The organism is Limnothrix sp. HT2024, assembly GCF_059138625.1.
Map to the genome: position 1 here is coordinate 3,812,836 of NZ_CM181121.1, position 25,150 is coordinate 3,837,985.

Here is a 25,150-nt window from a genome sequence, read left to right on the forward strand (position 1 = left end):
ATTCTCCACTCGATCGCCCCAAAACCCTAAACCAGCCCGCAACTCCGATGGCCGACAATTCCCCGCCGCGCACCTACCACCAATGGTCGATCGCGAACCGGCCCAACGCTGCCGACCTCGATCGCATGGCCACCACGGTGCGGCAAGGATTCCGCTACCGGCCGACCATCAGCATTGTGATGCCCACCTACAACACACCGGAGCAACTGCTGATTGAGGCGATCGAGTCAGTGCTGGCTCAGGTCTATCCAGACTGGGAATTGTGCATCGCGGACGACTGTTCCACCGCCCCCCACATGCGGCCGCTGCTTGAGCAATATCAACGGCGCGATCCGCGAATTAAAGTCGCCTTCCGCCCCGAAAACGGTCATATTTCCCGCGCCTCCAACTCCGCTCTAGAGATCGCGACGGGTGAATATGTTGCTCTGCTGGATCATGACGATTTGCTCACGCCGGATGCCCTATTTGAGGTGGTCTCGCTGCTGCAACTGCATCCCGATGCGGACATGATCTACACCGACGAGGACAAAATCGACGAAAAGGGGATTTTGTCGGAACCCACCTGTAAGCCGGCCTGGTGTCCCGACTCGTTTTTGACGCGGATGTATATCTGCCACTTGACCGTTTACCGGCGATCGATCCTGACCCAGGTGAGCGGGTTTCGGGCGGGGTTTGAGGGCAGCCAAGACTATGACTTGGCCCTGCGATTTACGGAGCAGACCGATCGGGTCTATCACGTTCCCCGAGTGCTCTATCACTGGCGGATTCACTCCGGGTCGGCGGCGGGTTCCACCGAAGCCAAGCCCTATGCCTACGAGGCGGCGCAAAAGGCTTTGCGGGAGGCGATCGAGCGGCGCGGGGAACCGGGGCAAGTGGAAACCATCGCCAAACGGCCAGGCCACTACCGAATGCGCTACCAAATTGCTGAGCGCAAATTGGTTTCCATTTTGATCTTTGTGGGTAATGGCCCCGCCGATCTCGATCTCTGCCTGAACGGAATTGTTCGTCACACGGACTATGGCCCCTATGAGTTGCTGGCGGTGTTGGGAACCACCCAACCGGAGCCGGGCCTCTTGCAGGTGCTGCAACGGTGGCAAACCCAGTTAGGCACCGATCGGCTGCGGGTCTTGCCCGGTGAGGATTTCAATTGGGCCGCTGCTGCCAATCACGCGGCGCAACAGGCCCGGGGTGATTATCTGGTGTTTTTAGAAGACAGCATGGAGCCGATGGGAACCGCCTGGTTAACCCGGCTGGTGGAACAGGCCCAGCGATCGCGCATTGGCGTGGCTGGCCCCATGGTGTTGGATCCAGAGCAGCACATTGAACAGGCGGGCCTGACCTTGGGCCTCAATCCTGAGGGGCTTTGTCTTTATCAGGGCTTGGACACCAAGGTGTCTAACTACGCCAACTTAGCCCACATAGACCTGGCCAATAACGTTTCGGCCGTTCGCTGGACGGGGATGTGTTGCCGCCGATCGACCTGGGCGCGGGTGGGCGGTGTGGATCCACGGTTGGGCATTTTTGCGGCGGATTTGGATTTCTGCTTGAAGTTGCGATCGGCCGGTTATCGCCATATCTTTGTGCCCGAATCGCGCCTGCGCCAGCACCATCCCTTCGCTTGGCAACATCAGCTCACGGATCCGGAAACCCAGCGCCAGGAGGCATTGCGGATTCTGGAAACCAAGTGGGATCTCCAGTTGCGCTATGACCTTTGCTATAGTCCCGCTCTGGCCGGTCTGCTCGATCGCCCGGGATTTCGCCGAGACTACGAACGGTTGCAGGCCCAAACCATCCATAGCCAACAGCCCCTCGTCACGATCGCCATTCCCACCTATAACGGACGGCGCTACATCGATGAAGCCCTGGCCAGTGCGCTCCAGCAGAGCTATCCCCACCTGGAAGTGTTTGTCAGTGACGATGGTTCCACCGACGGGACGATCGAGCAACTGCAAACCGCAGCGGCCCAGGATCCCCAACGCATCCAACTGGTGGCGGGGCCGCGGGCGGGCATGGTGGCCAACTGGAATCACTGTGCAGAATTTGCGCGAGGCAAGTATCTGAAGTTTCTACACCAGGATGATTTGCTCGATCGCGACTGTCTGAAGGCTATGGTGGCCTTGGCGGAAAGCGACCCGGAGATTGCCCTGGTGTTTGCCCCCCGGCGTTTGTTGCTGGATCCATCGGCGGCGCAGGATTCCGCGTCCCAGCGGTTGGCGGCCGGCAGTGAAAATTTGCACCATGGTTGGTCGCACTTGCAGGCGGTGCAGCCGGGGGTGGAGCTATTGCGAGATCCGCGCCTGCTGCTGGCTCCCACGGATCCAACCAAGCTGGACAAGCTGAAAAAGCTGTTTCAGGATCCGGTGGATCCCGTGGAAAAGGTGGGGCAAATTAACAAAATTGGCGAACCGAGCGCGGTTTTGGTGCGTACCGATGCTCTGTTGGCCGTGGGTGGCTTTGATCCGGCCCTGAAGCAATTGGTGGATTTGGATCTTTGGTTGCGACTGTTGGCCAAGTACAAGGTGGGCTTTATTTCCCGCCCCCTGTCCAGTCGGCGGATCCATGCCCAGCAGGTGACCCAGCTAAATTCGGCGGAAAAAGAGCTGGAAACCGATGCTCGCCGGTTTTATCACAAGCTGGTGGCGGCTCCCTGGTTTGATCAGCTCCATTCCCGATCGCAACAGATTGCTCGGGCGATGACCACACATATGGATCGGCTGCTGAAATCCGAGCGGCCACATCTGGCTCCGGTATCAGCGGGAACGGAGCGGCCCCTGTGGTCGGTGATGCTGCCGGTTTATAACCCCGATCCGCAGCAATTTGCCCTCGCGCTGCAAAGTGTGTTGGATCAGGCGCTGCCGGCCAATCGAATGCAGATCGAGGTGCTGGATGATGCGTCCGATCGGGTGGATGTGCGGGCGATCGTGCAGCGGATGGCAGGCGATCGGGTGCTGTACACTCGTCAGCCGAACAATCGAGGACTGCTGGGCAATTGGCAGGATTGTTTAAGCCGATCGTCTGGCCAATGGGTGCTGCTGTTGCACCAAGATGATGGATTGTTGCCGGGATTTGTGGCGCGGATGACCCGGGCGATCGAGCAGGTGGGCGATCGGGTGGGAATGGTGCTCTGTCGGCATCACCACATTGATCAGCAAGGGCGGATTATTTGGACCTCTGAACTGGAGCGGGAAACGGCTGGGCCGGTGAGTGATTGGGTCGATCGGATTGCCCAGTGCCAACGGGTGCAATTTTCCGCGATCGTGGTGCGTCGTGCGGCCTATGAGGAATTGGGAGGCTTTGACCCGGCGGCGGCCTCGGCGGCCGATTGGGAAATGTGGCAGCGCCTAGCCAGTCGTTGGGGCCTGTGGTTTGAGCCAGAACCCTTGGCGGTGTTTCGGCGGCATGACGGCTCCACCACCTCCAAACTCACCCGCACCGGGGCCAACATTGCCGACACCCGCCGCGCCATTGACCTGGCCCGAGCCTATCTCCCCGCCGATCGGCGCGATCGCTTGGCTCGCCGTGCCCTCCAGTACTATGCCCAATACGCGATCGGGGTGGCCCAAGAGAGCCTGAAGCGGGCCGATTGGGAAACGGCGATCGCCCAACTGCGGGAAGCGCTCCGTTGTGAAGACTCGATCGAGATCCGCTCGGCCGTCATTAACTGCCTGGTGCAAATGGATCCCGAGGCCCCGGACTCAACCGCTCCGGCGGATCCGACCCCGATCGCCCCCTTAGCCACAACGCCCACAACCGCCACAACCGAGGAGACCCAAGCCTTAGTTCGGGAGATTACCCCTCTGGCTTCCATGGTGGTGCTGTTTGTGCCCCTGGTGAATGAGGTGAAACAGGCCGTGGCCGCCTATCGCCAGCGTTCCACCGATCCCAAGGCGATCAAACGCCTGCGAAATGCCCGTCGCCAATTGGCGGAACAATGGTTGCGAATTCCGTTCGATCGCCTCGATGAGGCCTACCTGGCCCGGTTGGGGCAAGCGAGCAAGGCCCTGGTGGAAACGGACTTGCGCTATGAACCCTGGACCGCGGACGAGCGATCGTTCATTGAACCCCTGATCAGCAGCCTCCAGGGCGGCATCAAAACCCTGAGCCAGCTTCGCAACTTCATCATCCTGATGATGTATTGCCGGGCCTATCAATTGCCCTTGGAATATGGCGCGATCTACTTGCCCCAATGGTTCCTAGAGGCCTATGCCCTCTACATGCAGGAAGCCCCCCTCTATTTTCAAGAGGTGGGCGATGCCGATCGCTTTGCCCAGCACATCACCCGCTGGACTAACCAGGTCTATCGCACCAACGAAACGCGCCCTGAAGATGAGGTTTCCCAAAAACTGGCGCGCTGGCTGGCCTATCGCGGCACTTTCACGCCTTTGTATTTCACCGCCGACAGCCCAACGGATATCTATCGCAAGCGAGCGTTCCTCATTGCGAAAACCCTGAAGGATCAGGGCGAAATGGTCGATTATCGGTTTGGGCCCAGGGATCCCCAGCGGCAAAAGCTGCGGGTAGGGATTTTGAAGGATCACTTCACGCCCCAAACGGAAACCTTCACCACCCTGCCCGCCTTTGAATATCTGGATCGATCGCGCTTTGAGATCATTCTCTATAGCGTCTTTGCCACCGGCCATCCCCTGGAGCAATATTGCGCCAGCCGTGCCGATCAGTTCGTGCATTTGCAAGGGAGCTTGGCCCAACAGACGGCCCGGATGCGGGCCGATGACCTGGATCTGCTGTTGATTGGCACGAACGTCACCATGGTGACCAATCCGATTACGGTGTTGGCGGTGCAGCGCCTGGCCCGAGTGCAGGTGATGTCCACCTCAGCACCGGTCACCACGGGGATGACCCATGTAGATGCCTATATTTCCGGGTCGCTGACGGAGACGACCGATGCCCAAGCGCGCTACACGGAAAAGCTGTTGGCCCTTGAAGGGCCGGCCCATGCCTTTAACTATGACGTGTTGCCCCAAACGGCGACGATTCAACCCTCGCGGGCTTCTTGGGGAGCCACGGATCAAACCACGGTTTATATGTCTGGGGCCAATTTCAACAAAATTGTGCCGGAGTTGCGATCGGTCTGGGTGAAACTGCTGGCACAGGTGGCGGATTCGGTGCTGGTGCTCTATCCGTTCAATCCCAATTGGGGGCAAAATTATCCCGCGCAACCGTTCATCGATCGGTTTCGATCGGACTTGGCCGCCGTGGGTGTGGATCCGCAGCGCCTGGTGATTTTGAATCCCTTGCCCACCATTGCTGACATTCGCGAATGTCTGAAGTTGGGGGATGTTTATTTGGATTCGTTCCCCTTTGCCGGGGTGAACTCCACGATCGATCCGTTGCTGGTGGGAATGCCGCCCGTGGTGGTGGAAGGGGTTTCGTTCCGATCGCGGATGGCCTCGGCCCTGTTGCAATCGCTGCGCATTCCGGAGCTGATTGCGGCCGATGAGGCGGACTATCTGCAATTGGCGGTGCGGTTGGCTAAAAACCGCGACTGGCGGCAATCCTTGAGCGATCGCATCCAGCGGGCCATGGCGGCCAACCCGGTTTTCTTTGACAGTCGCCGCTATTCAACACTGATGGGGCTAGCCTTTGAGCAACTGTTTGCCGCTTGGCAACGGGGCGAGCTAGGGGCCCGCTAGGTGGTTTGGAAACGGCGATCGAACGCGCTGGACTCATAACTGCGCTTGAACCAAGATTCATGAGCGCCATTCGTCAATCAACATTCGGGAGCACCTCGTGAAACTGGCTTTTATCATTGACCCGATCGAACGACTGGATCCGACCCACGACACCAGTGTTGCCCTGATGGAAACGGCCCAACTGGCGGGCCACCAGGTTTTCATCACCCAAGCCACGGATCTGAGTGTGCGGGATTCCCAAGCCTGGGCCAAGTTGTTGCCGGTCACCTTGGCCCCCGTGACCCTGGGCGAAGGACGCTGGTTAGCCGTTGAAGACTGGTTCAGCTTGGGCGAAGCGCTGTGGCAGCCTCTAGAGGCCATGGATGCGGTTTTTATGCGCACCGATCCGCCCGTAACCGTGCCCTATCTTTACACCACCTATCTGCTGGATTATGTCAATCCGGCTAAAACCCTGGTCATCAACCGTCCCAGCGGGATTCGAGCTGCCAATGAGAAAATGTACGCCCTGCAATTCACTTCAGTGATTCCCGAAACGATCGTCACCAGCGATCGGGAAATCATTCGGGCGTTTGTGGAGCGGCGGGGCGCGGCGGTGTTGAAACCCTTGGGCGGCAAAGCGGGCGAGGGCATTTTGTTCCTGGAGCCGGGCGATCGCAACTTCAATTCGTTAGTGGAAATCAGCACCCTGCGGGGTCAAGTGCCGGTGATGGTGCAACAGTTTTTGCCGGAAGCCAAGGCCGGCGATAAGCGGGTGATTTTGTTGAATGGCGAGCCGATCGGGGCGGTGAATCGGGTTCCCACCGGCAGTGAGTTTCGCGGCAACATGGCCGTGGGCGGGGCGGCCGTGCGGGCAGCCGTGACCGATCGCGATCGGGAAATTGCGGCCGCCTTGGCCCCCACCCTCCGGCGCGACGGGTTGATCTTTGTGGGCATTGATGTGATCGGCGGCTACTTAACCGAAGTGAACGTCACCAGCCCCACGGGAATGCGCGAGATCGATCGGCTCGATGGGGTGCGTTTGGGCGATCGGGTCTTGGATTGGTTGTCCAAAAATTCTCCAGCTCAGTAAGGCTTCATCGGCCCAACCCCCGGAGGACTAGGGGTGTTGGCAGCGATCCCAGCCTTCCAGCACCATCAAGCTTTTCACCGCTTCCGCTGTGGCCGCCTCCGCGTGGCCCAGCCACTGAAGCCACTGTTGTCGGCCAAGGTTCGGATCGCTCAATTGACGGAGGGTTCGCCGATCCCAACGGAAACTTTGCCACCGATCGCCGGGTTCAGGAACCCAACCATCCAAGTCGGAACAGTGCTGAATTTGGCCGCTGACGGGGCCGAGGAGGGAAACATGGTAGGACATGGCCGAGAGCAGTGCGAAACTCACACTGGCGAAACAGCTCCCCGAGGCCCGTTTGGGGCCGCGAGGGTGGCCTCGCCTTCGCGCGATCGGGGCCACATCCTCATGCTGCCACGGGTTTCAGGAATCGCCCGCCCTGATCATGACGCTTCCGTTGATCCCGGCCATAACTTCAGATTGGCTTTAGATTTTTTGGCTCCAGATTTTTTGAATGGCAGTGGCCCCAATGGGCAGTTTTTGAACTCAATCGGGAAATTACAAGTTCTGATGTTGAGCACTTGACCCTTGACCGGATCCTTGGCCCAATTGAGCCTTCGCCTTCTGCCAAAGGGCTTCCAGGGTTTCAAGGCTGTACTGTTCCAAGGGGCGATCGCTCAGGGCCTCCATCATTTGCAACCGCTGCACAAACCGCTGATTGGTTCCATGGAGCGCCGCTGAAGGATCAATGCCCTGCCAGCGGGCCAATTGCACCACCGTGAAGAGCAAATCGCCCAACTCCGAAGCCTGGTGTTCCGGGTCGCCTTGGGCGATCGCCCCTTGCAGTTCCGCCAACTCCTCGTGAAACTTCTCCCAAACCCCATCCAGGCTGTCCCACTCGAAGCCCGCTGCCGCCGCCTTTTCCGACATCTTCAGGGCTGCCATCAGGGGCGGCAAGCGGTTGACATAGCGATCGAGCTTGGCGCTGAGGGGCGGTAGTTGGTCGATCGGCTCCCCCTTTTCTGCCGCCTTGATCTGTTCCCACTGCCGATGCACCGCCGCCGCATCGGTGGCCTCGGCCTCACCGAATACGTGGGGATGGCGACGCACCAACTTATCAGCAATGCCGTTGGCCACCTGTCCCAAATCAAAATCCCCCGCCTCGCTGGCCAGTTGCGATTGCAACACCACCTGAAGCAATAAATCGCCCAATTCCGCCGCCGTTTCCGCGCGATCGCCGCTGCGAATTGCCGCCACGGTTTCGTAAGCTTCTTCCAAGATATAAGGCACGAGGCTTTCGGGTGTTTGTGCCAAATCCCAAGGACAGCCCCGCACCGGATCGCGCAACTGGGCTACCACATCGATCAAACGCTGCAAGGCTTCCAGGATTTCAGACGGGCGATCGAGCGAAGACATAGGCAACCATGCATCTGCTATGCATCAAGGAGAAAACCACTGCTAATCCTAACGGTTACCGCCCCGAAAAATTGCTGGACGATACACCAGCTCTTGGGAAGTCATCCTGTGCTAAGACCTAAACACTGGGTCTTGAACATGAATTCAATGTGAATTGAATGTGAATTGAATGTCGATTCAATTTGAATTGAATGTGAATTGAATGTCGATTCAATTTGAATTGAATGTGAATTGAATGTCGATTCAATTAAATTTTTCTATTGGAGGTTTTGTGGCTCTTTTTTTGTTTGCGAGACGCTGGGCGATCGGTCTCAGTACCCTGACTCTAACGATCACCAGTTCGATCGGCCTAACCATTGAAACTGCCCAGGGAACCACGCCCTACGGCCCCGCCGTGGAGCATCCTCAAAATGCGGGCTACCAAGCGGAGCAGCAGGGAGATTTTGATACTGCAATCATTAACTATCGCCGGTCTTTGAATGCGGCGGCTGAGTTGTCTGATCCCCTATTACGCGATTGTGGTCTGGCTGGTGCAGAAGCCAGGTTGCGAGGGGCCGAAGCCGCTAAGACCTATATTCAGCAACATGGGCGCTCTTCCGATCGATTGAGCCAAGCTCGTGAACGCTCACAAGCCGCGTTTCAGGATTATTGGCATGAATTTGATCAACGCCGTCCCGATTTAGTGAATAGCTGTCCCTAAGTCTTGATCGTGGCAATTTGCCATTGCAATCTATTGCGGTGACACCCAGTTTGTTGTGGCCGAAAAGGGCAGCGATCACTGACAGTCTAGGTGTCACTCCAAGCACTTTGATTAGTTCCGAAATTAGCCACAGTATCAGCACCAGAACCAGCACCAAAATCAAGCATTGCAGTTGTGACTAAGATCTGCACAAAGGCTGCTGGCTAGGTTGCGGTGATGGCTTGGCGCAGGGGTTACAGGGTCGTCAGTTGGGGCCGCAACAGGGCGATCGCCCGGCCACGGTGGCTCAGTTCATGTTTTTGGTTGGCAGACATTTCCGCATAGGTGAGGCCTAACTCGGGCATCAGAAAAATGGGGTCGTAACCAAAACCCTGCGATCCCCGGGGAGCTGTGGTAATTTCACCGGGACAAATGCCCTCGGCTTCGGCGGCCACCGTGCCATCGGGCCGCACGACCACCAACGCGCAGACAAATTGGGCGCGGCGATCGGGCTGGTTGGCCAGTTCGGTGAGAACGCGGTTGATCCGATCAGCGTCGGTGACTCCATAGCGGGCGGAGTAGAGACCCGGCGCACCATTGAGGGCATCGATCGCCAGGCCAGAATCGTCCGCGATCGCCCATTCACCGGTTGCCAGGGCCACTTGGGTGGCTTTTAGGCGGGCATTTTCGAGGAAGGTTTGGCCCGTTTCTTCAATCTCTAGCTCCGGGGGCTTCAGGGCCAGCTCCCAGCCCAAATCATCCAAGTAGGCCTGTAGCTCTTTGAGTTTGCCGGGGTTTCCGGTGGCAACAACTAAACGGGGCATGGCGAAAAAGAAATTTCAGAATGGACAGAACTTCCCAATTGTCCCGATCGGGGGTGGTTTAGCAAAGGGCAACGGGCGGCAATGACCACCCAAAAAAATCACCCGGGGATCAGCCCAGGTGAGCAAAGTCCAGCAAGTTTGGCGAGGGACAAGAGACCCTAGGCGGCGGCAGCCTCGGCCCATTGGCGGGCCCATTCCAGAATTTCATGCACTCGATCGAGCGTGACGGCTTCGCAATAGAGCCGCAGCACGGGTTCCGTGCCGCTGAAGCGCACCATTAACCAATCGCCACTGGTCAGGCGGAATTTGTAGCCGTCGGTGGTTTGGCAGTCGGTGACCGCTTGCCCGGCGATCGCTTGGGGTGGGTTGGTTTGCAGTTGTCCCAACAGCCGATCGCGTGCGGCCATGCTGGCCAGGGCGAGATCAATGCGATCGTAGGCATTGAAAAAATTGGTTTTGGTTTGCAAGTCCCCGTAAAGTTCGTTCAAGCTTTTGCCCGCTTTCACAACGGCTTCCAACACATACAGAGCCGAGAGCAGCGCGTCCCGTTCAGGAATGTGGTTGCCATAGCCCACGCCGCCGGACTCTTCGCCCCCAATCAACACCGGCACGCTCAACATGCGATCGGCGATGTATTTGTAGCCCACGGCGGTTTCATGAACCGGCAATTGATACAGTTCCGCCACCTTGGGCATTAGGTCGGAGCCACTGACGGTTTTAACCACTTCGCCGGTTTGCCCGCGCACCACGGCCAGGTGCTGAATCAAAATCGGGATCAAGATCTGGGAGGTGAGAAATTCCCCAGACCCATCGATCGCGGCGATCCGATCGCAGTCGCCATCAAAAACCAACCCCACGGCCAACTGGTCGGGATGGGCCTGTTGGTGGTCGCGAATTTGGGCGATCGAGCGGGTGGTGTATTTGGGCAACGGTTCCGGTGCGCCCCCTTCAAACAGCGGATCGCGATTGGTGTTCAGCTCCTGCACGGCAACATCCAGCACCTTGCTGAGACCGCCGGCCGAAGCGCCATGCATCGCATCCACAAACACCGCCAGCTTGCCATCGGCAATGGCAGCTCGGATGGCATCAAGATCGACAAACTGCCGCAACGCTTCACAGTAGCCGCTTTCCCAAGGATTAAACGACTCAATCGGCTCCGGATGCTCCACCTCGGCCGGAACCGTTTCGGCCGCCAACATCGTCTCAATCTTTTGGGTCACCTCCGGCGACACGGAACCCCCAAAGGCTCCTTTCACCTTCAGACCCAAATAGCGGCCAGGATTGTGGCTGGCCGTCAGGACGATCGCCCCCAGGGCCTGTTCATGGTGGGCAATCCAGCTAAAGACCGGCGTGGGGGCATAGCAGTCCGACAGCTTCACCCGATAGCCGATCGCCTGGATGGCTTCAGCGGCCACCCGCGCAAAATCTTCAGCCATGAACCGGCGATCATAGCCCACCAAAATGGTGCGGCTGCCGGTGCTGGCCCCAAACTCCTGGGCCAAGGCTTCCGCCGCCAGCGGGGCCACCCGGGCCACCCGCTCGATCGTGAAGTCTGCCGCAATCACCCCCCGCCAACCATCCGTTCCAAACTTGATCGGGTTGGCCGCCGCCGCTCTCAACGATTGACTCATGAATCAAAAACCTCTGCTTTGTGCGCTGCAATACCGCTCAGATTGGGAATCTAGGACGCAAACGACTGGGGCCGATCGGCCCTGGGCTGCTTTGACCGAACTGATCGATCGCCCCCGTCCCTTCCGGATTTCCTGAACCACCCCACCCCAACGCCGTGCGGGGTCACCCCACGCAAGCCTATGTTAACAATCGGGTTTGCCCCCTCCCGATCGCCCCAGGGATCCCAGCCAATTCCTGACCCCACTTGCCCAAGTTCTCCGCTTCGCACCCGCCCAAAACCCGCCATTTCCGGCACATCCCCCATTTGACAACCCCAGAACAAATCGACCATCATCGATTCGCGCGAGCCACACCCACCATCACCCCATCTTCAGCCTTCTCACGCATCGGTTCGCCCGCAGGACTGTAGCCCACCTTGGAGCGCCCCATGGCCATCATTAACGGTAACAACCTTCCCAACCTCCTCACCGGAACCAATGACAACGACCAAATGTTTGGCAACGAAGGGAGCGACACCCTCATTGGCTTAGCCGGTAACGATGCCCTCCAAGGGGGCCGCGACAACGACATTCTCAATGGCAACGACGGCAACGACTTCCTGCAAGGGGGGTTTGGCAGCGACCAACTCTTTGGCGGCAAGGGAAACGACACCCTTTACGGCAACGAAGATAACGATTTGCTGGATGGGAACGATGGCAACGATCTGCTCTTCGGTGGCCAAGATCCCGACATCCTGCGAGGCAGCCAAGGGAACGACACCCTATGGGGCGACGTGGGAGCCGATACCCTCTACGGTGGCCAGGGCGATGACCTGCTGCAAGGCAACGAGGGCGAAGACATCCTGTTCGGAGATTTGGGCAACGATGTGATCTTTGGTGGCCAAGGCAATGACCTGATTTTTGGCAGCCAAGGGAACGATCGAATCGATGGCAGTCGAGGAGATGATGTTGTCTTTGGCGGCCGGGAAGCCGACACCATCAATGGCGGCGATGGTAACGATGATCTCAATGGTGACAGCGGTGCTGATCTGATTCTGGGCGGCCGCGACCTTGACATCATCAACGGCGGCGAAGGCAGCGACACCCTCAACGGCAACGGCGATGCGGATACGATCAACGGCGGCGAAAACGAAGATGTGATCTTCGGCGGTACCGGAGACGATCGCCTGTCCGGGGATAACGGCAACGACACCCTGTACGGCAACCAGGGCAGCAACACCCTGATTGGGGGCAATGGCGGCGATACCTTCATCGTGTCAGGACAAGCAGGCGGCGTTGACATCATCGCTGACTATGACTTCACCCAAGACCTGATTGGGTTCGAGGGCAACATTGCCTCGCGGGTGGTGGTGGTTCCGGGAACGGGGCTGAATGCGGCCGATACGTTCCTGACGTTGGTGGATACCAACAACACGGAGCGGCTGATTGCGATCGTGAAGAATAGTCAACGCCTCAGTTTCCTCACCCCCGTGGGCACAGATACCACCACGGGCGGCGTGAGCGGCAGCACGGGCGGCACGGGCAGCACCGGTTCCACCCAGCCCTCCACCGGCAATGACAATATTCAAGGCACGTTTGGGGATGACACGATCGATGCGCTAGATGGCAACGATACGATCACTGGTTTGGGCGGTGCAGATTTGCTGAAGGGCAGTGTCGGCAACGATTTGATTGATGGCGGCGAGGGCAATGACTCCATGGAAGGGGGCGTGGGGTCTGATACGTTGCTGGCCACGGGGGGCAGCGATTTCTTTATTTACAACACGCCCGCTGAAGGGGGTGATGTGCTGACGGACTTTGACCCCACGTTGGACAAATTGGTGATTCGGAGCACCGGATTTGGGGGAATTACGACCCTGCGGGTGTTTTCGGTGGATCCGGAGCGGGGCGGGTTTGCCTTTGTCAGTAGCGGTACGGGGGTAGCGTTGCAGTTCAACAACGGATCCGGCGTGCAAACGATCGCTACCTTCCCCAATGCGCCTGCCAACTTGTCCAGTAGTTTCAACAGTTGGGCCATCCTGGGCTAGGGCTGGGCGATCGGGTAGTAGTCGTAGATTTCGGCTAGGATCTCAGCCCAGTTGCGGGCGAGCAGTTCAATAATCTGTTCGCCCCGATCGGCCGCCGCCGCCGTTGGGTCACCAATCACGCCACTTTGGCTCAGATCTTGAATTGTCCAGGCGTAGGTTAAGGCTCCCTTGGGCCCCAGTCGCTTGCCCGGATGGATCAGGGGCATCTCTGCCTGGGCCCGTTGCATCCGCACCCGATCGGGATCAAGGGCCAACATCACGCAGGTTTCCGCATCGCCCGCGTGCATTCCCAGGGTTTCCGCCGGGTTCAACAGGGGTTTGTAATTGGCCGATCGCCACACAAAACAGGAATAAGTCCAAAAGTCGGGATATCGCTCATGGAGATCCGTGGCGGCAACATCCAACACCTGGGGCTGTCCCCCATGGCCATTCAGCAACAGCAACTTCCGAAAGCCCGATCGATAGAGGCTGTGGCCAATGTCCATCACCAAGGACAGGAGCGTGGTGGCGCTGAGGGAAATGGTTCCCGGCAGCGCCAGATGTTCGTTGGATTTGCCGTAGAACAATGGTGGCAGGGCATAGGCCACCACGTCGGGCCGTTGTTGATCGAGCCATTGGAGCGATCGCCCGAGAATTCCGTTCACGATCGCGCTGTCCACATTTAGGGGCAAGTGGGGCCCATGTTGCTCGATCGCCCCCACCGGCAAAATCACCACGGCCCGCTCCCGATCGGGCAAGGTCGCGATCTCTTGCCAAGTTAGATAAGCAAAAAAGCGGTGTTCCGGAATGGGCCCATGCATAGTTGGCTCGTCCAAATCAACATCAACGGTGAACCCAGAGCCATGAGCGCCATCAAGCTTCCGCAGCCTCAGTGCTGGGAGTGGCCTTGGCCGCCAAGGCCTGCTCAGCAGTGAGGAAGTCGATGAACTGGCGAGCCGTGCGACCCGATCGCCCATTGTGGCGCGTGGCCCACTGCAAAGCTCGAAACCGCAATTCTGCCCGATCAATCCCGAGATTGGCTAAATCAGCCAAATGATTCACGATTTCTAAATAGGTGTCTTGGTCGGCCGCCTCAAAGGTCAACGTCAGGCCAAAGCGATCGGCAAAGGAGAGCTTTTCCTGCACCGTATCCCAGGACTGCACCTCATCCGCATCGCTGGGCCGGGGGCGATCGGCAAAATATTCCCGCACCAAATGTCGTCGGTTTGATGTGGCATAGACCACCACATTCTTTGGCCGCTCCGTGATGCCGCCCTCCAGGCAAACCTTCAGTGCCTTGAAGGCCTCGTCATCCTCCTCAAAGGACAAATCATCCACAAATAAGATGAATTTTTGGGACGCGCTCCGCAGCAAGTCCACAATCTCCGGCAGATGATCCAGCTCTTGCTTGGCCACCTCCACCAATCGCAGCCCCCGATCGCCATAGGCCGACAGCAGCGCCTTCACGAGGGATGATTTCCCCGTGCCCCGTGCCCCATACAGCAACACGTTTAGCGCCCGGTGACCGGCCAACAGAAATTCCGTGTTTTGAATCAGTTGCGCCTTGGGGCCGTCATAGCCGGCCAGGTCGGGCAGGTCGATCGGGTCAGGATGGGTCACCGACACAAGCTGCCCCGATCGCCAACGAAAAGCTCGGGACTCGCTGAACTGTCCCCGATCGGCCGCTGCCAAATAACGCACCAAAGCTGGTGTGGCTGTTGCCCAGTCATCCAGGTTGCGCAACTGGGCCCGGAGTGCGGCTTTGGGATTGGGTTTGGTTTCCTGTTGATCAGATGCGTCAGATTGATCCTGTTGATCTTGTTGATTAACGAGATCAGGCGTATCCAATTGATCAGGTGCGGCTTGATCAGATGAATCGGATGAATCAGATGAATCGGATTTCGTTTCCGAGTCAGCACCGGGCCCACTCCAGGCCACTAGCTCGATCGCCCCACCCGCCAACTCCTGGGCCCACTGACAAGCCAAGGCCGGCTCAAACTGCCACAGTTGCTGAAATGCTCGTAAATCATGGTCGATCGCCGCGATCGTGGCCGAGGGCAATTGCTCGATCGTCTTGCCTTTGAGCACCGGAGCCAATACCGTGTCCACCGTCACCAGGCGATCAAGCAAATAGTCCCCCCAGCTTTGGCCCGCCGTCATCAGCGCCCGAAACCAGCGCCCATAGGCCAACGTAATATCCGTCGCATCGCGCGATCGCTCCAGCACCGTCCCCAAAAACTGTGCAAACGCCTTGCCCACCTCGTTATCCAACACTCCCGGCAACACCAGCAGCGAGGCCAGCAACCATTGCAGCCGTTCAGCCTCTTCCTGAATTTCCCGTAACCGACCGGGACTAATTTTCGGCCGCTGGGAGGATGGGTCGTCAGTCCGCAAGTAGGTCATAGGCCAGATCTCGTTGTCTCGTTGATCAGGAGTTTGCACCGGGCAGCCACCCTTCAAAGCCATCAGCGGTGCGATCGCCCTAGCTTGAAGTGGCAATCAACAGCTTAACTGCCCAGAGATCGCTCGCAAAATGAACCAGCACAAGAATCAATCACCGCCGGAACTAACCAGCCAGCGTTAAGCCACATCAGAACCCATCAACATACAGGAGGGAGAACAACTCAACATTGCTCTCCCTCCCGTGGCGATCGACTGGATTCGTTTTGCGATCCCAGTTTTGAGACCCCGCCTATTTTTTCAGGTCTTTAGCCATGCTGCGGAACGCATCCAAGTTGCGATCGGCCTTGCGGCGTTCCAGGGTTTCGCCGGCCGTGCTGGCCGGAGCGCTGCTGGTGGGTTCCGCAGCCTTGGCCTTGGGTTTGGCCGGTTGTTCAACGGGCGTAGTCCCCTTGGGGAAAGTCTTGTGGACTTCCACTTCCTTGCGCATCCGCTCAATGTCCCCGAAGGTGCGAGCACTGTCAAAATCCAAGAAGAAATCCTGGGTTTCCTTTTGGCGAGCGGGTTGGGGCGCGGGTGCTTCTTCTTTTTTGTTGCCGCCGAACAGGCCACGAATGAATCCGGTCATGGTTGGATCTCGTTCTCTAAAGGTTTGGGCTGGAGTTGATGAGAAATTTTAGACAAAACATTAATTTCTGTGAACCAATTATAAGGATTTATTCTTCAAGAAATTTGGACATTCCCCAAAATTCCGTCAGGATTTCGGGACTGAAGGGGAAGTTCCGGTGTGCCTTTTAAAATTGGAGAGCGATCGCCCCCGGCGAATCGGCCGCAAAATTTGGGTCAAAACCTTTTATCAACCAGCTTAAATTTCAACCCAGATCCAAAAATTTCAACCCAGATCCAACCTAGGAGTCAGGGCTTGTCATCGAATTCGATCGATTGAGGCGGAAATGGCTAATTTTCCTAGCCTAACCGCTTCAAACAAGGGGCTTAAGCCCCTTGTCCCTAGGATCTGGCGTTGCTCCCTAGGATCTGGCGTTGCTTCCTAGGATCTGGCGTTGCTCCCTAGGATCTGGCGTTGCTCCCTAGGATCTGGCCTTGCTCCCTAGGATCTCGCGACGGCAGGATCAGAGGCTCACGAATCCGAATCACAGCCCTCCAGCTACGATCCCCATCTATCTTTGAATTTTCTGTTCCTCCTAGCACCATGCCTCCAGAGTCTCCCGAATCCACTTTGAATCCGTTGCCTTCCCCATTGGAGTTGCCCCCGCACCATGACTTGCCCCAACAGCCCCCTAAGCTTTCCCTGCCGGTGATGTTGCGCTTGGGCCTGTTTCAAATGGGTCTGGGCATGATGTCAGTGCTGACCTTGGGGCTGCTGAACCGGGTGATGGGCAATGAGTTGGCCATTCCCCTGGATGTGGCGGCGGGGGCGATCGCCCTGCACCAGTTCATTGCGCCCGCCCGTGTTTGGTTTGGGCAACTGTCCGATGCCAAGCCCCTGTTTCAGTTGCATCGATCGGGCTATGTCTGGCTGGGAGCCATGTGTTTTGCGGTGCTCTCGTTTTTGATTGTGCAGGTGATGTGGCAATTGGGCGCGGCCGTGGCGCAGGCGGGCGGTTGGTCTTGGGAGGGAACCACGGGCCTTTGGACGATCGCCCTTGGGTTGCTGTTTGCGGGCTATGGCCTCTCCATCAGTGCCAGTTCCACACCCTTTGCGGCTTTGTTGGTGGATGTGTCGGACGAGGATGATCGATCGCGCCTAGTGGGTGTGGTTTGGTCAATGCTGATGGTGGGGATCATCATCGGAGCCATCCTGACTTCGATTCTCCTGAAACGGGCCGAAGCGGCCAACAGCCTCGCCGCTTTGCAAGGGGCCTTGAACCAACTGTTCATCATTGTGCCCGCGACTGTGGTTGGGTTGGCCTTTGTGGCCACCTGGGGTGTGGAAAAACGGTTTTCGCGCTATGGCCTGCGATCGCACTTGGCGGAACGGGAAGACCAAATTACCCTCGGGCGGGCCCTGCGAATTTTGACCGCCAGTCGGCAAACGGGCATCTTTTTCGCATTCTTGCTGGCCATGACCTTGGGCCTGTTTTTGCAAGAAGCCGTTCTCGAAAACTACGGCGGCGAAGTGTTCAACATGCCCCCTTCGGCCACCACGAGCTTGAATGCATTCTTTGGCACGGGAACTCTCTTGGGGTTGGTGGTCACGGGCTTTGGCCTGATTCCTCGGTTGGGCAAACAGCGCACCACAAAGCTCGGTTGTTTGCTGACGATCGCGGCGCTGGGGCTAATCATCTTGGCGGGATTTTCCAGCAGTCCCAATCCCGGGGCGATCGGGGCGAATCCCACTGCTTTGCAAGCGGCCGTGGGCATTTTTGGTCTCACCTCGGGCGTTGTCACCACCGGGGCCTTGACCCTGATGTTGGATCTAACGGCGGCGGAAACGGCCGGCACGTTCATTGGGGCTTGGGGTTTGGCTCAGGCCTTGGCTAAGGCCCTGTCTACCTGGTTGGGTGGCTTAATTTACCAACGGGTTGGGCTGGCGCTGTTTGGGCAACCGATCTATGGCTTCATTACGGTGTTTGCGGTGGAAGCGTTGATGATGGCGATCGCGATCGGGCTGTTGTGGTGGGTGAACGTGCGAGAGTTCAAAACCGATTCCCAACAGGCGATTGCCAACGTTTTACAGGTGGAAATGGACTAAACCGGGGCTTGTCTTCCGGCGAGGGGTGATCTTGGTCAAGATCACCCCATGACTTTGGGGTTATAAATTCTTTGTGGTTCGATCAAAATTAGTTAAAAATCAATACAAAAATCCATAACCCTGATCGTGTCAGCCAAAGCCAGTTCACTCAAGTTAATGAAGTCTTTTGAAATTGAGAATCATCATCAATCAATAATCAAGGGGTCATTCATCAACCATTCATTGACCTATGACTGACAATTATGATGAAATCAGAGTCTTAACCCCTATGGCTCAATCGAATTTCAGGGTTATGGGCATTAGTCTTTAATTGATAGTTGATCAGTATTAATTCCTAATTAATTCCTAAAATTGCTGGTATTGCAATTTACAAAATTTATCTTTTTTTGTAAAAGTTCAGACAAAATCCAAAGAAGTCTTAAGACATTCTTGGGAGACCGTCATCCCGGGAACAATCCACGATAACTACATCTTAGGGGTGAATTTGTGGACGGAGGTTCCTACCAGCGATCGAGATCACACAGGATGGCGATCGATTATCGACCGTAATGGCGATCCGGCTAACTAGCGCTCCGTGACGAAGATTGTTCGAGAACGCCGCTTCGGTCACTGAGCATTCAGAGGAGCCTCACTACGATAGTTAGCATCAGGGCAGCTTCCCATCGATCCCTATTCCGGCCGCGCGCACTGGCGATCCAGGCTTAAAAACGAACCCATGCGGCGATAGATCGATAGCTATGCAGCAACTGGCGCATTGAGGGTGTTGGACTCGCTTGATTCATGCGCATCTTCGGAGCGGTAGAGACTATGACTGCTATGCCTATCAACTTTTTCGATTCAGATCAATTCTTTAGTAAATCGCCGATCGATTTGTCGCCTGAGTTGTCCAGTGGCCTGATGGATGATCAAGAAGATCACTCCGAAGAATCCCTTGATTCCGGAGACCAGGATTTTGACGAAACGACCCTGGAAAGTGAGCTGAGTGGTTCGGGATTTGAGGTTGAAGATTTGGGCGTAGATGATTTGAGCGCTGAAGAGTTGGGCACAGATGACCTCGGGGCCGATCGCCTTGAGGAAGAGGATGAGGACGTAAAGGCGGCCTTGGCCCAGGATGGCCGGCGCGATCGCCGCAGAACCACCGATCTCGTGCGTCTGTATCTCCAAGAGATTGGGCGTGTGCGGCTGTTGGGTCGGGACGAGGAAGTGACCGAAGCCCAAAAGGTGCAGCGATACATGCAACTGTTGCGGCTGCGGGAAACGGCCGCCTGCCCCGAGGAACCGCAACTGGAACGGTTGGTGAACTTGGTGGCTGTGCGCGATCGCCTTTGCGCCACCCTGGGCCATCGCCCCTCGATCGAGCGTTGGGCCCGCGAAGCCGGTGTGACAGTGCCGGAACTGAAGGCTGATTTGAACAAGGGCAAAAACCGCTGGGCCGCCGTTGCCCAACTGACCCTGGCGGAGTTGGAAGACATCCAAACCCAAGGCACGCGGGCCAAGGAGCGGATGATCAAGGCCAACTTGCGCCTGGTGGTGTCCGTGGCCAAGAAGTATCAAAACCGGGGTTTGGAACTGCTGGATTTGATCCAAGAAGGAACCTTGGGCCTGGAGCGGGCCGTTGAGAAGTTTGATCCCACCAAGGGTTATCGCTTCAGCACCTATGCCTATTGGTGGATTCGCCAGGGCATTACTCGGGCGATCGCCACCCAAAGCCGCACCATTCGGCTGCCGGTGCATATCACCGAGAAGCTGAACAAAATCAAGAAGGCCCAACGGAAAATTTCCCAGGCCAAGGGCCGCACGGCCACCCTTGATGATGTGGCCGCTGAGTTGGATATGACCCCTGCCCAGGTGCGCGAGGTGTTGATGCGCGTGCCCCGGGCCGTTTCGCTGGAAACGAAGGTGGGCAAGGATAAGGACACCGAGTTGGGGGATTTACTAGAGGCGGATAGCGCTTCGCCGGAAGAGAACCTGATGCGGGAGTCGTTGCAACGGGATTTGCAACAACTGTTGGCACAACTGACCAGCCGCGAGCGGGATGTGATTCAAATGCGGTTTGGCTTGGGCCACAGCAGCCCCTATTCCTTGGCGGAAATTGGGCGGGCGCTGGACTTGTCACGGGAGCGGGTGCGGCAAATTGAGGCGAAGGCCTTGCAAAAACTGCGCCAACCGCGCCATCGCAACCAGGTACGGGATTATCTGGAAGCGTTGTCCTAGGGCAATGTTTGCGGGTTGAGTGAGCGCGGTTTGATTGAATCAATAGACCTCTTGCATCAATCACGATTCTGATCCTAAATCCCTTTCCAAGATTGCTGATTGACTGACAAAACGCTCAAATGCTTGGTTCTCCGGTAGGTTGGGTTGAGCTTTGCGAAACCCAACTTGATCACTATGAACCTTGCTGTTGTTGGGCTTCGTGCCTCAACCCAACCTACAAAATGATCGTTGATTGGCCGATCTGGAGGAAAGGGGTTTTCGTGAAAGAGGTGTAATGAGTAATTGACTCAGTGAAAAGAGGAGGGGCGATCGAGCTAATCGATCGCCCCTCCATGATTTTTTTGTGTTGATTTTTCGGTGTTGATTTTCTCTCGTTGATTTTTGCTTATTGGCTGATGGGCCGTTGCTCGGAAACTGAGTTTCGAGACAAGACCAAGGCGGGATGGGGCCGCGACCCGATCGCCCGATCGGGTTTACCAGCTCGTCCAGTGAGCAAACAGCGAGAAGCGGCGAAGATTTTCAGGGCCGCCTTCGCTGGTGAAACTCAGACGATCGAGGCGATCGAACAGGGGCCGCAGGGGCACTTCCACCAACCGGAACAGGGGGATCAAGCGGCGCACCACCGGGCGGGCAGCGGGCCAACTCAGGGTAACGTTGCCATCGTTGGGAACAGGCAGGGTGGTGGTGACCGATTGCCAGAGGCGATCGCCCAAAAGGGAGGCCGTTTCATCGCGCCCTGCTTGCACTGCTGCGGCCAAGGCGGGCACGGAGGTGGCCAAAATTTCGTAGTCTCCCACTGTGGCCCGGGCCCCTTGCACTTGGGTGCTAACTTGACCCGCATTGCGCCAACCCATCAGACCGGCGCTGGACGGTGCGATCAGTTGCGTCCAAACGGTGGCCAGTTGGTCGCTGTCCAAGTTCAGAGTTCCGAGGGTGAGGCCCTGTTGTTTGGCCAGGGCATCAATCCGATCGAGCGCGGCGGTGGTTTCGGGGGTGCGGCGGGCCACAAAGACCCAATCGCCGGGAAATTCACCCAAGGCCCGCTCCGCTGCCCGATCGCCCACTTCCACGGGAATTAAGCCCAGGGCAAAATCTTCGGTGTTCCAGGCCAAAAGGTCGTTTTGCAAATTTAGCCCCGAACTGGTTTCCACCTGACTCAGTAGCGGGGCGATCGCCTGGGCGATGGGGCCGTCGCCCAAGATTTGCTGCCACTGTTGGGTGAGTTGTTGCAGGTTTTTGCCGCTGAGGGCAATGGTGGCGGTGCTGGGCAAGTAGCGGGTGGCGGTGGCGGGTTCCGTCAGGGGAGATTCGGTCGCCACCAGGGTCAGACCATCGGCCGCCACCCAAGCGGCCTCCGTGACCAAGCCCGATCGCTCGGCCTTCAGGGACAGGGTGGCGCTGTGGGCCGGCAGGGCCGCCAACCACTCGGCGGGTAACAGTGCTTTCGATCGGCGGCGGGTGGCGGTGGCGGGTTCCAGGAGTTCACCCAAGGCCATGGGGTTCACGTAGGCGATCGCCAGGCGATCGGGCGGGAGCGCTGCCAGTTCCCGTTGATAGTCTGGTTCCCGCAACAGGCTCAGGTCAGCCGCTTGGATGTTGTTGATGGCATCCCGCAGGACTTTGGGATCGTTGGCGGCCAGCACGAAGCGATCGGCCACCAGGGCCGTGGCCAAGTCCGTTTGGGTTGAAACTCGGCCGCCCTGGGCCAGGCGTTTGGCCCAACCGCGCGGAATCAGATCTAACGCTTCCCCATGGACGATTTTTACGCCCTTGTATTGCTCAAAAATCAGGTTAATGCCGTTCAGGGCTTGTTTTTGCCAGAACAGTTGCAAGAACTCCCGGGCCCGATCGGGGTCGTTAGCCGCCGCCGCCAACAAATAGCCCGGCTCCCGGCCATTATTGGGATCGCGATCGATGTCCACGGTGGTCACCGCTAGGGTCACTTCATCCCCTAACCAGGGCTGCACATCGCGATCGTAGGTTAGGCCGCTGCGGGTGAGCCAGGCATCGCGGGCCTGTTGCCATTCGTGGCGGGCTGCCCTCCGCCGACCTAAGGGCGCGATCGCTTGGCGCAGGGCCTCCACGCGATCGGGGTTCACCAACAACGAAACCATGGCCGGAGCCTGTTTGGGGATCATGACAGCGGCTTCGGGCTGAGCATTAGCCACACCGTCCAACAAGCCCAGGGGGCTGTGGGTGGCAATCCAAACGGCTCCGGCGGCCCCGGCCGCCACCAGCGAAATTGCGATCGCCGCCAAAATTGAAAAAAACGCGCGCCCCTTCATGCTTCTCGCTCGCCCTTTTTTGGTGTTCGCTTGTGGCGGCCTCCCGTTTGGGTCGGGCTGCCTAGCCCGGCTCCATTATTCCATCTCGATCGCGGGCGGCCTGTGCAGATGTCTGTCTCGGTTGCAGTTAGCAACAAAATGTTGAAGTTGAGCCGTTGGGTGGCAAGGTTGCTGGGGCTGCTTCCCGGTTAGTTATTTTCCCGGTTCATTCTTTTCCCGGTGATCTGCCCGGTTAACGGTGGCTTGCCTAGCGAATCTCCAGCCGATCGGGCCACCAAACGTAGGTCGATCGAGGATCGTCATTCAAGAGCCACAATTGCGACGGTAACTGAGCCAGCGATCGCGCAATCAAGGGGGACTGGCTCCAGCCCAACTGACTCCAAAGGGCTTGGCTTTTATCCTCTAACCAACTGAGGCCAAAGGGTTCCCGGCGCGGATATTCCGCCAACACCCAGTCTTTCCCCAGCTTGGCGGCCTTGGCGGCGGCGGCGATTGCCTGATCTAAGCCCCCTAACTGATCGACCAAGCCCAAATCCGCTGCGGCCTTGCCCGACCAAATTCGCCCCTGGGCCAACTCTTCCACCTTGGCCCGATCGAGCGATCGGGACTGGGCCACATGATCCAAAAATCGATCGTAGGTCCAGTCCACGGATGATTGCAGCAGGGCCAGCTCGGCGGGTGTTTTGCTGCGGGTCACGGAACCGATGTTGGCAAAGGGAGCCGTGGTGACCGAATCCCAATTCACCCCATTGTTCTCGCCCAGTTTTTGAATATTGGGCAGCAGGCCAAACACCCCGATCGATCCGGCAATGGTGGTGGGTTCTGCCCAAATTTCCGTGGCCGGCGCGGCAATCCAATAGCCGCCAGAGGCGGCCACATCTCCCATGGAGACAATCACCGGCTTGTCTTTAGCCGCCAAGGACACTTCCCGAGCAATGATGTCAGCGGCGGTGGCGCTGCCGCCGGGACTGTCAATCCGCAAAACGATCGCCTTGACATCCTCGTTTTTACGCAACTTCCGCAGTTCCGTGGCGATCGCGGAGCCATTCATCAAATCCCGATCGCCGTCCGTGGTTTGGGTCACCATCGTGCCCGTGGCATAGAGCAAGGCAATTTCCTGGCCCGTTGCGTTTTTGCGCCGATCGCCCAGTTTGCTTTGGGCCGCTTCTACGGTTCCCACCTGGCGCGCATAGTCAGCGACCGAAACCCGCTGGAAGGTGGGCTTGTTGTCTTCTCGATCGGCCAGCTTCAGCACCCGTTCAATCACCTGGTCGTCATAGGCCAGGCGATCGACCAAACCCAGCTTCACCGCCTGATCGGAACGCAGCAATCCTCCTTGATCGGCGATCGCTTGCAACTGGGCGATCGACTGTTTGCGACTTTGACCCGCAGCCGTCAGCACCGTTTGCCACAAATCCTGAAGCAGGGCCGCCGTTTGGGCCCGGTTCTCAGGGCTGAAATCCCGACGGGCAAAGGGTTCCACCGCCGACTTGAACTTTCCGGCCCGCACAAACTGCACCCCAATGCCGTATTTTTCAAGGGCCCCGCTCCAAAAGGTGCTTTCGGCGGCCAACCCGTTGAACTCCAGCCCTCCCGCCGGATGCAACCGCGTTTCATTGGCGGCGGATGTTAGGTAATAGGTACGCTCGTCCCAATCCGTGCCATAGGCAATGACCGGCTTTTTTTTCCGAAACTCCAGAATGGCTTCCCGCACTTCCCGGAGAGTGGCATAGCCCGCGATCGGGCCCGTTCCGGCACTGTCGTAAAGGTAAAGACCGGTGATTTGGCGGTCTTTGGCCGCCTGGGCCAAGGTGTCTAGCAACACCCTAAGGGGAATGGTTCGCGGGCGATCGCTCAGCCAGCGATCGATCGAGTCCTCTGCTTGGCCCGGCTCATCCCGAATCGCCAGCGATAGATCCAATGCCAACATTGATCGCCCCTTGAGGGCCACCGGCTCCGAGGAACTGGACAGGGCCGCCAAAAAAGTAATCAACCCAATGAGTCCCAGGAGGCTGCCACCTGCGAAGATCGTGAGGCCAACCAGCGTTCCCAGAATGCTCGCGATTGTTTGTTGTAAAAAACTTTTCATGACGGCTGGCGGTGCAGGGACTAGAGCAGCGGGGGACTAAAGCAGCAAGGTTGCGGATCACTGGCAATCCCTGCGAGCTTTTCTATGCTAGACCCAATCCTAGCGATCGCTGCTGGGGCTTGCGCGACAGAGAATGTCAAGTTGGCCGCTCATGCCGCCCTGTGCTTGCCTGTTTTTGTTCGCCTGTTTTGCCT

General features: G+C 57.8%; 16 protein-coding genes. 7 read left to right on the plus strand and 9 right to left on the minus strand.

The features are described 5' to 3' along the window. Positions 1-47 precede the first annotated feature (47 nt). The gene (locus tag AC2IAX_RS15560; RefSeq protein WP_494388283.1) at positions 48-5,651 is read left to right on the plus strand and encodes a glycosyltransferase; all 5,604 of its coding nucleotides are present in this window, start codon (positions 48-50) and stop codon (positions 5,649-5,651) included. 97 nt (positions 5,652-5,748) lie between these two features. After that, on the plus strand, positions 5,749-6,720 hold the full coding sequence (gene gshB / locus AC2IAX_RS15565) for a glutathione synthase (protein WP_494388284.1): 972 nt from the start codon (positions 5,749-5,751) through the stop codon (positions 6,718-6,720). A gap of 27 nt (positions 6,721-6,747) precedes the next feature. On the opposite strand, the gene AC2IAX_RS15570 is transcribed toward gshB, so the two are convergent. After that, entirely contained in the window at positions 6,748-7,029 is a 282-nt protein-coding gene (locus tag AC2IAX_RS15570; protein WP_494388285.1) for a hypothetical protein, read from the minus strand. 228 nt (positions 7,030-7,257) lie between these two features. Beyond that, positions 7,258-8,115 carry a nucleoside triphosphate pyrophosphohydrolase gene (mazG, locus tag AC2IAX_RS15575; protein ID WP_494388286.1) on the minus strand — a complete coding sequence of 286 codons (858 nt, stop codon included), beginning with the start codon at positions 8,113-8,115 and terminating at the stop codon, positions 7,258-7,260. Positions 8,116-8,386: 271 nt separating this feature from the next. On the opposite strand from mazG, the gene AC2IAX_RS15580 reads away from it, so the two are divergent. Further along, positions 8,387-8,815, plus strand: a complete 429-nt coding sequence (locus tag AC2IAX_RS15580; RefSeq protein ID WP_494388287.1) for a hypothetical protein — start codon at positions 8,387-8,389, stop codon at positions 8,813-8,815. Positions 8,816-9,048: 233 nt separating this feature from the next. On the opposite strand, the gene rdgB is transcribed toward AC2IAX_RS15580, so the two are convergent. Together rdgB and AC2IAX_RS15590 are read right to left on the minus strand one after the other, a co-directional pair. Further along, complete coding sequence (rdgB, locus tag AC2IAX_RS15585; protein ID WP_494388288.1) at positions 9,049-9,618, minus strand: RdgB/HAM1 family non-canonical purine NTP pyrophosphatase; 570 nt, start codon at positions 9,616-9,618, stop codon at positions 9,049-9,051. Between the two features lie 158 nt (positions 9,619-9,776). Next, positions 9,777-11,249 (minus strand): phosphoglucomutase/phosphomannomutase family protein, encoded by a 1,473-nt coding sequence (locus AC2IAX_RS15590; RefSeq protein ID WP_494388289.1) that lies wholly within the window; start codon positions 11,247-11,249, stop codon positions 9,777-9,779. Between AC2IAX_RS15590 and AC2IAX_RS15595 the strand changes: the two genes are divergently transcribed. Further along, positions 11,248-11,385, plus strand: coding sequence for a hypothetical protein (locus AC2IAX_RS15595; RefSeq protein WP_494388290.1), 138 nt, complete (start codon positions 11,248-11,250; stop codon positions 11,383-11,385). The two genes, AC2IAX_RS15590 and AC2IAX_RS15595, sit on opposite strands and share 2 nt — an antisense overlap. Positions 11,386-11,677: 292 nt before the next feature. Then, a complete protein-coding gene (locus AC2IAX_RS15600; protein ID WP_494388291.1) occupies positions 11,678-13,276 on the plus strand; it encodes a calcium-binding protein in 1,599 nt (532 codons plus the stop codon). Here the strand turns inward: AC2IAX_RS15600 and AC2IAX_RS15605 are convergent. From AC2IAX_RS15605 to AC2IAX_RS15615, 3 genes are all read right to left on the minus strand, one after another. Next, positions 13,273-14,076, minus strand: coding sequence for a creatininase family protein (locus tag AC2IAX_RS15605; protein ID WP_494388292.1), 804 nt, complete (start codon positions 14,074-14,076; stop codon positions 13,273-13,275). The genes AC2IAX_RS15600 and AC2IAX_RS15605 overlap by 4 nt on opposite strands. A gap of 52 nt (positions 14,077-14,128) precedes the next feature. Then, positions 14,129-15,658 carry an ATP-binding protein gene (locus AC2IAX_RS15610; RefSeq protein ID WP_494388293.1) on the minus strand — a complete coding sequence of 510 codons (1,530 nt, stop codon included), beginning with the start codon at positions 15,656-15,658 and terminating at the stop codon, positions 14,129-14,131. Positions 15,659-15,947: 289 nt separating this feature from the next. Next, positions 15,948-16,283 (minus strand): hypothetical protein, encoded by a 336-nt coding sequence (locus tag AC2IAX_RS15615; protein WP_099534674.1) that lies wholly within the window; start codon positions 16,281-16,283, stop codon positions 15,948-15,950. A 582-nt stretch (positions 16,284-16,865) separates the two neighbouring features. Here AC2IAX_RS15615 and AC2IAX_RS15620 point away from each other — a divergent pair. Both AC2IAX_RS15620 and sigC read left to right on the plus strand, forming a co-directional pair. Beyond that, positions 16,866-18,368: a BCD family MFS transporter gene (locus AC2IAX_RS15620; protein WP_494388294.1), complete on the plus strand. Its 1,503-nt coding sequence runs from the start codon at positions 16,866-16,868 to the stop codon at positions 18,366-18,368. 897 nt (positions 18,369-19,265) lie between these two features. Next, the gene (gene sigC, locus AC2IAX_RS15625; RefSeq protein WP_494390415.1) at positions 19,266-20,582 is read left to right on the plus strand and encodes an RNA polymerase sigma factor SigC; all 1,317 of its coding nucleotides are present in this window, start codon (positions 19,266-19,268) and stop codon (positions 20,580-20,582) included. Positions 20,583-21,055: 473 nt separating this feature from the next. Here the strand turns inward: sigC and AC2IAX_RS15630 are convergent, their stop codons facing one another. Together AC2IAX_RS15630 and sppA are read right to left on the minus strand one after the other, a co-directional pair. After that, positions 21,056-22,867, minus strand: a complete 1,812-nt coding sequence (locus tag AC2IAX_RS15630) for a DUF3352 domain-containing protein (RefSeq protein WP_494388295.1) — start codon at positions 22,865-22,867, stop codon at positions 21,056-21,058. A 247-nt stretch (positions 22,868-23,114) separates the two neighbouring features. Beyond that, positions 23,115-24,956 carry a signal peptide peptidase SppA gene (gene sppA / locus AC2IAX_RS15635; protein ID WP_494388296.1) on the minus strand — a complete coding sequence of 614 codons (1,842 nt, stop codon included), beginning with the start codon at positions 24,954-24,956 and terminating at the stop codon, positions 23,115-23,117. Between the last annotated feature and the right edge of the window lie 194 nt (positions 24,957-25,150).

Bases quoted from the DNA above. Each gene is read 5' to 3' on its own strand.
- AC2IAX_RS15595 (WP_494388290.1), top strand. From the start codon at position 11,248: ATGAATCAAAAACCTCTGCTTTGTGCGCTGCAATACCGCTCAGATTGG.
- mazG (WP_494388286.1), bottom strand. From the start codon at position 8,115: ATGTCTTCGCTCGATCGCCCGTCTGAAATCCTGGAAGCCTTGCAGCGT.
- AC2IAX_RS15630 (WP_494388295.1), bottom strand. From the start codon at position 22,867: ATGAAGGGGCGCGCGTTTTTTTCAATTTTGGCGGCGATCGCAATTTCG.
- AC2IAX_RS15590 (WP_494388289.1), bottom strand. From the start codon at position 11,249: ATGAGTCAATCGTTGAGAGCGGCGGCGGCCAACCCGATCAAGTTTGGA.
- AC2IAX_RS15605 (WP_494388292.1), bottom strand. From the start codon at position 14,076: ATGCATGGGCCCATTCCGGAACACCGCTTTTTTGCTTATCTAACTTGG.
- rdgB (WP_494388288.1), bottom strand. From the start codon at position 9,618: ATGCCCCGTTTAGTTGTTGCCACCGGAAACCCCGGCAAACTCAAAGAG.
- AC2IAX_RS15615 (WP_099534674.1), bottom strand. From the start codon at position 16,283: ATGACCGGATTCATTCGTGGCCTGTTCGGCGGCAACAAAAAAGAAGAA.
- AC2IAX_RS15610 (WP_494388293.1), bottom strand. From the start codon at position 15,658: ATGACCTACTTGCGGACTGACGACCCATCCTCCCAGCGGCCGAAAATT.
- AC2IAX_RS15620 (WP_494388294.1), top strand. From the start codon at position 16,866: ATGCCTCCAGAGTCTCCCGAATCCACTTTGAATCCGTTGCCTTCCCCA.
- AC2IAX_RS15560 (WP_494388283.1), top strand. From the start codon at position 48: ATGGCCGACAATTCCCCGCCGCGCACCTACCACCAATGGTCGATCGCG.
- sppA (WP_494388296.1), bottom strand. From the start codon at position 24,956: ATGAAAAGTTTTTTACAACAAACAATCGCGAGCATTCTGGGAACGCTG.
- AC2IAX_RS15600 (WP_494388291.1), top strand. From the start codon at position 11,678: ATGGCCATCATTAACGGTAACAACCTTCCCAACCTCCTCACCGGAACC.
- sigC (WP_494390415.1), top strand. From the start codon at position 19,266: ATGGATGATCAAGAAGATCACTCCGAAGAATCCCTTGATTCCGGAGAC.